We start from the raw sequence: 8,847 nt of genomic DNA, 5'->3' as shown, positions 1-8,847 counted from the left end.
TAGGGCCTGGGCAACTGAGATTTGTGGCACCAATGAGGTTTTAAACGCTTCTTCAGACATGGGCTCGACGATGCCGGTGGTTCCCAGAATCGAGATACCACCCTCGATGCCTAATAGCGGATTGAGTGTCCGCTTCGCAAGCTCTACGCCTGCCGGAACCGAAATGGTAATTATAGCTCCCTGTCCTGCCGGCAAACATTCACTAGCCGCACTGCAAATCATTTCCCTGGGACCGGGATTGATTGCCGGTTGTCCCGGCGGTATCGACAGTCCGTGTTGAGTCACAATACCTATGCCATCACCGCCGCGAAGTATTATCTCTGTCCCGGTTACCTCAACCCCAGCCCAGACTTCAGTTCCATTCGTAATATCCGGATCATCACCCGCATCTTTGATGACACAGGCTTTGCCGCCGTTTGCCAGTCGCCAGGCGCGCTCCACGGGAATCTCCAGCACTGTGCCCTGGGGCGATTTTACTGCCACCCGTACCGCTTCTTCCCCCCGCCAGGATAAAAGCGCCGCTTTCACTGCCGCCGCCGCACAAGCACCGGTAGTGAAGCCTTTGCGCCAACGTTTAAGCACCACGATCATTCCTCCCTCCTTGTCCACATTTTTAGGTTATACTATCGCAAAGATAATTCTGAAAAAACAAAAATATAAAAAACTCCCAACGGTTGAAAGTTGAGAGTTAATCAGTAGACAAAATATAAAAATCCTGGCTAATACCAGGAGTGAATTATGTTAGCACGCGAAAAACGCCTACTGTAATCCCCTCCCCATACCTCGTGGGTAACAAACGGTGATTGTCAGACAGGCAGTTCTCCTGACTCCGGGTCATTGCTTGCTTAAACCTTCCCAAGACGTAACATCCCAGTGGTATCTCTTAAGCTTGCTCACCGTTACAGTGGCGGGACCGTGCCGGCGTTTCACCGGTCTTCCCTATTAAGCCCTACGGCACCTGTCTCGAAATATTTATTTTTCTTTTATGAGATTAGCATAACACCGTAGGAAGTAATTGTCAATCATATGAAGCTAGTTTATACAAAATTAGCAACAGTTTTTAGTGGTTCTATTTTCTTTATATAACTAATGAATTGCTGGCACAACCACGGGTCAAATCGTGTTCCAGCGCAGTGTTCCACTTCCCGCAAAGCCTGTTGACCACTCATGTTATTATGTTCTTGCCTGTTTGTCATATTATCAAAAGCATCGCAAATAGCAAGCATTCTGCTCATAAAGGGAATTTCGGCTTCTTTAAGACCTTCTTGGTATCCTGTTCCATCATACCATTCATGGTGATAACGAATAATTAGGCTTATTTCCTTCAACTCCATACTAGTAAGGATGGCCCAACCATATTCTGTATGACGTTTGTATATATTCCGTTCATCGTCTGATAATGAGTCAAGGTTATTAAACACATTTCCAGGCAAACACAATCTCCCGATATCATGCAATAATCCGCAAATATATGCATTGTGTATTTTTTTATTGGAAAAGCCCATACAAGCTGCCCACTCTAACATAAGTATGCCAACATTTTGACAATGCCTGAATGTATTAGGATCAAGTTTACGAAAAAGCAATATTAGGTTTTCAATTCTTTTCATGGGTATCCTCCTTGTTTACCAGCCGTTTTTTTATGTTATAGGTAGAATCTTAAAAGGTAAGGGTCAAATTGACCCGCGCCAGCGGCGCAACATTCGAAAGGAGAGCAGAGAAAAAGTTTTTTAAAAAAAGTAAAACTCCCAACCATTTATAGTTGGGAGTAATAAACAGCAGACCAAATAAAACTCCTGGTTATAAACCAGGAGCGAATAAGCAGTTGCACGCATAAAGCGTCTACTGTAATCCCCTCCCCATACCTCGTGGGTATAAACGGTGATTGTTAGATAGGCAGTTCTCCTGACTCCGGATCTTAGCTCACTTAAACCTTCCCAGGACATGCATCCCAGTGGCATATCTTAAGCTCGCTCCCCGTTACAGTGGCGGGACCGCGCCGGCCTTTCACCGGTCTTCCCTATTAAGCCCCGTAGGGCACCTATCTCAAAATATTCAGTTAGCCTTTCTATGCTATTAACTTACCATATATGGAAAGCCCTGTCAACACTATTTTTACCTTTCAGCAGAATTGTTATGATCGTATTAATGCTTTTTTATTCATCATACCATTTAAGAATAAAATACAGCAGCATTTATTGAGAAGGAAATCAGTCTAAAAGGCTTTGTTTACCGGCCAGAGCAAGTACCTGACGGGACTTTTCTTGTTGCCCGGTTTGAAATCTCCTGTTGTGCTGCCGATACCGTTCCTAGTGGTCTTTTGGTTGAATGGCATGATAGTCCGGCTATAAAAAACGACAGTTGGATAGAAGTACAGGGTAAATTATCCACCCTTGAATATCTTGGAACTAAACTGCCGGTAATTAAAGCTTCTCAAGTGATTCCAATTAGAACAACTCCCTATGTATATACCGGCAACTGAACCAAAATGCCAAAATGCTGTCAATCCTACCAGCAGTTACCCTTCATTTGAAGGTACCAGTTCCCGTTCAAAGGTCAAAAGCCAGTATGAATTATCTAAAATAATTTGTTTCACATTGACAAGCTTAGGTCAAATACGCGATAATAGATTTGTCGGAATTGTATATCTTTTTAAACTAAAGGTACGAAGCCTTGTTCGGGACACAATTCCCCTCAATTCTTTATACCTTTTTTTAATTTGTAACTGTTTGGGGGTATTATCATGAGCCATCTTCCTGCTGATTTTCAGAAAGCAATTGACTTTCACGGACACTGCTGCCCCGGACTGACAGTCGGTTACCTTGCCGCAAAAGCGGCCCTGGCATATCTCAAGGTAGAACGTGCAATCGATGAAGAGCTTGTTGCCATTGTCGAGTCAGACGGATGTGGCATTGATGCCATTCAAGTATTGCTCGGCTGTACCATCGGCAAAGGCAACCTCATCTTCAAAGACTATGGTAAACAAGCCTATACCATTGGTAACCGGCAAACAGGAAACGCAGTACGGATTGTCGCCATCGGGGACAAGGAGCCGCTGACACCACAGCAAGAAACCCTAAAAAACACCGTATGTAGCGGTCAAGCCACACCAGAGCAGGCCGAGGCCTGGCAATGCCTTCAGACGGAACGTGTCCATCGCCTCTTGGCCACTCCGCTTGAAAGACTGTTTAAAATCCAGGAAATAGAACTTAAGCTCCCGCCTAAAGCCAAAATCTTTAACTCTGTCATTTGTGAATACTGTGGCGAAAAAGTCATGGAATCCCGAGTTCGCCTGAAAAACGGCAAGCTTGCCTGTCTGGCCTGTACTGATGACTACAGTCGGGGGTGGTAAGCCGATGATGTATAATGCCCAATTCTGGGCCCAAGCCTGGGATGAATATCGCCATGCCAGAAGCAAGCGACGTCCTGACCCCAAAGCCTGGGTAGAGTTCTGGAATCACTTTTCTGGCCGCTATGCTGAACACAACACTGCCAACAAGCTGACCCACCACCAGATCATCGATACTCTCTTTTTTCATGGCGCCATCAAGCAGGGAGAAACCTTGTTAGATATTGGCTGCGGTCCGGGAACCTATGCCCTGCCGCTGGCAGCCAGAGGTATAGAAGTAACCGGTCTGGACACAGCCAGCCAAATGTTGGCTGCTCTTCAACAGGAAGCCATTAAAGCAAACCTGTCAGACAAAATCAAAGTATTGCAAGCAGACTGGAACGACCTCCCGGCAGAGCCGGCCTATGACGTCGCATTTGCCGCCAAAAGTCCGGCCATTAATGACTACAACAGCCTCATGAAAATGACCAAAGTCGCCCGCAGGATGTGCTGCCTGATCGGCTTTGCCGGCCAACATGACCTAGATCTGCGCCGCCTCTTATGGGAAGAAATCCTAAAAGAACCTTATCCTGCACCTTCCTTTGATATTATTTACCCCTTCAACATCCTATACCAAGAGGGATATCGACCAACCCTAACCTTCTTTAGCTATCATCAGTGTCAGCAGGAACGGCTTGATGATCTGGTTGACCATTATGTCCGCTATTTTGCTCTATTTGGCGTAAACGGTCCTGAAGTTCAAGCCACAATTTCCCGCTGGCTGCAAGACCGGGCTGTTGACGGCATGTGTACCGAACAGTCAGCCACTACGGTGGGCGTTATGTGGTGGCAGGTAAACCATAAATTATGATATTAGCCCATAAAAAATACCGCACCCCCCTATGAGGGATGCGGTTATTGGCGTCTAATGAAACTTACTTTTTTTGCACCTTAACGGCTGTACCCATAATGACGATCATCATTAAGCCCTCGCCCACACTGGACATAGAATGATGCACGCCGATAACGGCATTGGCTCCCATCTCACTGGCCCTGCCTGTAAGCTCAGCCACCACATGCTGAACCCCTTTAGAAAGTGATTTTTCATAAGAACTACTGCGTCCACCAAAGACATCCGTCAATCCAGCAAAAAAATCCCTAATGGCGTTGGTGCCCATAACCACCTCGCCTGTCACCACACCCAGATACGCTTTTACTTCATATCCTTCCAAAAGAGAAGTTGTTGAAACAATCATGATTTTGCCTCCTTTTTTACAGCGCAATAGACATTAACAAAAACAAAGTCTCATTCCTAACTTAAAACACCCATGATTTATCGCACACTTGCATTTCATTCGTCTATCTGCCTTACTTAAGCTGAGCTGTAATGTAAGAAAGTTAGCTACGACAAGCTTACCATGTTTGCTATTTACAAAATAGCTTCTGGTAAAGTATAATGTTGTACGGTCTGTGCCACAATCATGTAGAGGAGTGGTTTTTATGTCCGAAAAATTTGATATAGCCATTGTCGGCGGCGGGCCTGCCGGCATATTTGCTGCTTATGAGCTGATTAAGAATAATCCTGAAAAAAAAATTGTGCTAGTAGAAGCCGGACATGACATCTATTCCCGGCATTGCCCGATTGCAGATAAAAAAGTTCCGAGCTGCATTAAGTGCAATCCCTGCGGCATTATGCGGGGCTTTGGCGGGGCTGGTGCATTTTCTGACGGAAAATATAATTTTACCACCCAGTTTGGTGGTTGGCTTAATGAATATATTCCTGATCAAGAGGTGCTTGATTTAATTGACTATGTCGATCAGATTAATCTGCAATACGGTGCACCAGCTGAATATTTCAGCACCCAAAACAGCGCGCTGAAAAAGGAAGCCCTCCGCTACGACCTACATCTTCTAGACGCTAAAGTTCGCCATCTTGGTACTGAAAATAACTTGAAAATTCTGCAGGCTTTATATGACTATTTAAAAGAAAAGATCACCATGCTGTTTTGCACAACAGTAGCCTCCATAAAAAAAGAGGGCGAAACCTTTCAACTACAAACAGCCAAAGACGAAATGATCGAATGCGACTACCTCATAGCTGCTCCCGGCCGTGCCGGTTCAGAGTGGTTCTCCCACCAATGCCGTAATTTGGGCCTCTCTTTAACCAATAACCAGGTAGACGTCGGGGTGCGAGTCGAAATACCAGCTGAAATTTTCCAGCACATTACTGATGAAGTATATGAAGCCAAGCTAGTATACCGTACCAAACAGTATGGCGATTTAGTCCGAACCTTCTGCATGAACCCCAAAGGCTATGTTGTCGCCGAAAATACTGACGGGATTGTTACGGCGAACGGTCACAGTTACCGGGATGAAAAGCTACACAGCAAAAATACCAATTTCGCACTATTAGTAAGCAATCATTTTACCGAGCCGTTTAATGAACCTCATCAATATGGCAAGCGCATTGCCTCCTTCTCCAATATGTTGGGCGGCGGTGTGTTAGTGCAACGTTTCGGTGACTTATTAAAAGGCCGCCGGACTAATGAGCACCGCTTGGCACAAAGCTTTACCAAACCAACCTTAAATGCAACCCCTGGTGACTTAAGTCTCGTGTTGCCCAAACGTCATCTTGACAATATTATTGAGATGATATATGCACTCAACAAAATTGCCCCTGGTATGGCTAATGACGACACCCTACTCTATGGTGTGGAAGTCAAATTTTACAGTTCCCGCCTTAAACTGACGAGAGAGCTGGAAACTGAAATTACTAATATGTTTGCCATCGGCGACGGTGCCGGTATTACCCGTGGCCTATCTCAAGCCAGTGCCAGCGGCGTGTATGTAGCCAGAATTATTACCAAACGCTTAAAAAAATAAAAGAATAGTAAACCGCCAAGACTGCAGCCCTGCTTCGGTCCTGGCGGTTTATTCATTTCATTTGCTTCACTTACCTATTGCTTTAATTTTTTTCCTTAGGTCTATTAAAATATTCGGAGGTTCGCTGATAAATACCGGTTTCACCAACCACAACAATTCGGTCATGGGGTTGAATGACAGCGTTGGGGCCAGGAGATATAATAATTTCCGTTCCACGCCGAATGGCTACCACTGTAGCGCCGGTGTGCTGCCATAATCTGAGTTCCCCGATGGTCTTGCCTACAATGTGGGCATCTGGATTTATGGCAACTTCTACCGGATTGTAAGGTGTAAGGTTTCTCAGTCTATCCGAGTAATTGATGATTTCAGTCAGTACGGTTTCAATTTTGTTGTCAAGTTCCCGCTTTTCCTTCAGAAGAATTTCTATCTCTTGGCGCAAAGAGTATACTGACTCCGAGCTTTTATAGTGTTCAATAAAATTATATGCCTGTTCTACCGAACATATCGATACTTCCTTACCTTGTGATACATCGACCACATGCTCATCTTTTAACAATGAGATCGCCTTTCTGATGGTCTCCGGCGACACATTATAATGGCCGGCCAGTATTGATCTGCCTGAAATCTTAGATCCTTCTTCAAACTCGTTATTAATAATACGCTGCGCAATATCAAGTGCAATCGCCCGAAAAATCGGGACATTCCCTTTCATGTAACATCCTCCAAAAGTCGCTATATTTCATTTATATTTTTACTCATTATTACATACTCTGTACCCAAACACTATTCCTGCAAGACAGGAAATATGAGTACAGGAAAATATAGCTACCTCTAGCTTTGAATGTGCGCATCAGGCCATATCATACATATATAGAATGCTACAAAGTTTCGGCAATAACTCTCACCAGAGAACTTCGTGTGACTACACCACGCAGTTTATTCCACCCTTCCTTGTTGCATTTTTTGTAGAGCTTTGTTTTTTCGCTATACCGCCTTGTAACATTGACCTATAGCTTCACAGAAAAAACGGCTTACACTTTGCCTGCGCTCGAAGGCGCAGGTATTGTTACTATATTTTTACAGGCAACTTAATTATAATATAAAGTTGTTAGATAAACAAGTGCCTAATCCCCTATCACGCCAATGAAGTAGCCGATTACAACTTCCAAAGCTTGTAAAAGAAAGTCATAATCGGCTACTTTTATTTTATTTCTACATGCCTGATAAATCTCTTTCTGGTAAGTACCATAACCACTCTGTCCTGACCTTGACCGTATTCACTTTTTCTAAATGCTGTCATTTCAAATCCCAGCTTTTCTTTATACACCTTAACTGCTGCTGCGTTGTCAGCCGCTACAGTAAGCTCAACTTCTTCAATATCAGTTTCAAACAGTTCTTTGATGCTTTCAACCAGAAGCCGTGTACCTATTCCCTGGCCACGAGCGTTAGCCGCAACCGCGACACCAACCATGTAGGCCAACTCAGGCCTTTCCCAGTCGCGCATATACTGGACAGCCCCAACTACAACCTCATTGTGCTTACAAATAAATACCCTGCCATGCCGTATTAACGGTACCAGGTGCCATTCATTCATTCCCCCGCAGCCAAACGCTTCCTGTTCCAGTTCAACTAACCGCTCCACTAACTTCGGTTCTACTGTAGTAATTAATTCAGTAATTAATTCAGCCATTGGTTATCCTTTCTGAACACTTTTTTTATATATCTGGATTGGCTAGCCGAAAGCATACCTGAATAATTGACGCCAAATGCCAATTCATCCCCTACATGTACCTTATCTTCGGCATCGGTAATATCCAGAATCATATGGTCGCTACTGGCCCCAAGTATCGTTATTCCGGCATCAAGCGGAAAAAGTCCCTCAATATAAACATCCTGTTTACCTAACGCCACGATAGCTCTTTTTCTGATACCTACATCTGTAAACTTCGGAATATTTCCAAACGCATCCCGACCAATGTTGCCAATAGGAACCGACGGTTTGAGCTTGGCCTCAATCACTTCGGCTTTCAAAATAAAGGCATCCTGTTTGAGCCAATCAATTACCCGGTTGTGTGTCGTATCCGTACCCAGTAATAGTCCTTCCCCAATACGCAGTTGGTTAATCCCCGCAGGAATTTCGCCTTTTTCCAATAATAACAGCGATGACGTACCACCGCCGGACAAAACCTGAAGTGTAATTCCCAACCGATTTTCAATCAGCTTGCTGAGCTCTACTAAAATGTTCAGGTTAGCGTATTCTGGTAAAATACCGCCAAAGCACCCCATATTGGTACCCAATCCCAACAGTTTTATCCCGGCTACCTTTGAGATCGTATGTACAACAGCCAGCACATTCTCAATCATAATGCCTTCACGCAGATCGCCAACATCAACCATCAGGATAATTTGGTGAATGGTTCCCATTCTTTTCGCTGTCTCTCCTAGCGCGCGGATAACGGTTATTTCGGAATTAATACTGACATTACTATAGGTAACTACATTTTCCACATCACTTAACTTCGGAATGCGCAGTAAGGTTATTGGAGCTGAAATCCCTTCATTGCGCAGTTCAATTATGTTCTCCATTCTGGCATCAGCCAGTCCATCCACACCACCTTCCAGGATAGTGGTCACAA

The 8,847-nt window shown here is 44.4% G+C and carries 10 protein-coding genes and 2 riboswitches; of the genes, 4 read left to right on the top strand and 6 right to left on the bottom strand.

The genetic code is table 11. From position 1 onward, the window contains the following. Positions 1 to 585, bottom strand: a 585-nt coding sequence (gene cbiD / locus AC29Z1_RS09475; protein ID WP_488271216.1) for a cobalt-precorrin-5B (C(1))-methyltransferase CbiD, incomplete at its 3' end; no start/stop codon positions are given. Between the two features lie 211 nt (positions 586 to 796). Beyond that, a riboswitch (cobalamin riboswitch) is annotated at positions 797 to 977 on the bottom strand. A 60-nt stretch (positions 978 to 1,037) separates the two neighbouring features. Next, positions 1,038 to 1,610 carry an HD-GYP domain-containing protein gene (locus tag AC29Z1_RS09470; RefSeq protein ID WP_488271215.1) on the bottom strand — a complete coding sequence of 191 codons (573 nt, stop codon included), beginning with the start codon at positions 1,608 to 1,610 and terminating at the stop codon, positions 1,038 to 1,040. Positions 1,611 to 1,878: 268 nt separating this feature from the next. Further along, positions 1,879 to 2,060, bottom strand: a riboswitch (cobalamin riboswitch). 137 nt (positions 2,061 to 2,197) lie between these two features. On the opposite strand from AC29Z1_RS09470, the gene AC29Z1_RS09465 reads away from it, so the two are divergent. From AC29Z1_RS09465 to AC29Z1_RS09455, 3 genes are all read left to right on the top strand, one after another. Further along, on the top strand, positions 2,198 to 2,482 hold the full coding sequence (locus AC29Z1_RS09465) for a TIGR03943 family putative permease subunit (RefSeq protein ID WP_488271217.1): 285 nt from the start codon (positions 2,198 to 2,200) through the stop codon (positions 2,480 to 2,482). A 261-nt stretch (positions 2,483 to 2,743) separates the two neighbouring features. Then, on the top strand, positions 2,744 to 3,352 hold the full coding sequence (locus AC29Z1_RS09460; protein WP_488271214.1) for an FmdE family protein: 609 nt from the start codon (positions 2,744 to 2,746) through the stop codon (positions 3,350 to 3,352). Further along, the gene (locus tag AC29Z1_RS09455) at positions 3,330 to 4,199 is read left to right on the top strand and encodes an SAM-dependent methyltransferase (RefSeq protein WP_488271213.1); all 870 of its coding nucleotides are present in this window, start codon (positions 3,330 to 3,332) and stop codon (positions 4,197 to 4,199) included. The genes AC29Z1_RS09460 and AC29Z1_RS09455 overlap by 23 nt, the downstream gene beginning before the upstream one ends. Before the next feature lie 64 nt (positions 4,200 to 4,263). Here the strand turns inward: AC29Z1_RS09455 and AC29Z1_RS09450 are convergent, their stop codons facing one another. Further along, positions 4,264 to 4,584, bottom strand: a complete 321-nt coding sequence (locus tag AC29Z1_RS09450; protein WP_488271212.1) for a YbjQ family protein — start codon at positions 4,582 to 4,584, stop codon at positions 4,264 to 4,266. 244 nt (positions 4,585 to 4,828) lie between these two features. On the opposite strand from AC29Z1_RS09450, the gene AC29Z1_RS09445 reads away from it, so the two are divergent. Further along, complete coding sequence (locus AC29Z1_RS09445) at positions 4,829 to 6,211, top strand: NAD(P)/FAD-dependent oxidoreductase (RefSeq protein ID WP_488271211.1); 1,383 nt, start codon at positions 4,829 to 4,831, stop codon at positions 6,209 to 6,211. A gap of 82 nt (positions 6,212 to 6,293) precedes the next feature. Here AC29Z1_RS09445 and AC29Z1_RS09440 read toward each other — a convergent pair whose 3' ends face one another. The 3 genes from AC29Z1_RS09440 to AC29Z1_RS09430 all read right to left on the bottom strand — a co-directional run. Beyond that, complete coding sequence (locus AC29Z1_RS09440; RefSeq protein ID WP_488271210.1) at positions 6,294 to 6,923, bottom strand: GntR family transcriptional regulator; 630 nt, start codon at positions 6,921 to 6,923, stop codon at positions 6,294 to 6,296. A 489-nt stretch (positions 6,924 to 7,412) separates the two neighbouring features. Then, positions 7,413 to 7,901: a GNAT family N-acetyltransferase gene (locus tag AC29Z1_RS09435; protein ID WP_488271209.1), complete on the bottom strand. Its 489-nt coding sequence runs from the start codon at positions 7,899 to 7,901 to the stop codon at positions 7,413 to 7,415. Then, on the bottom strand, positions 7,889 to 8,847 hold a 959-nt coding region (locus AC29Z1_RS09430; RefSeq protein WP_488271208.1), incomplete at its 5' end, for an alanine/ornithine racemase family PLP-dependent enzyme. The genes AC29Z1_RS09435 and AC29Z1_RS09430, both read right to left, overlap by 13 nt.

The organism is Sporomusa sp., assembly GCF_057736855.1.
This window is presented reverse-complemented; position numbering and strand designations above follow the sequence as displayed.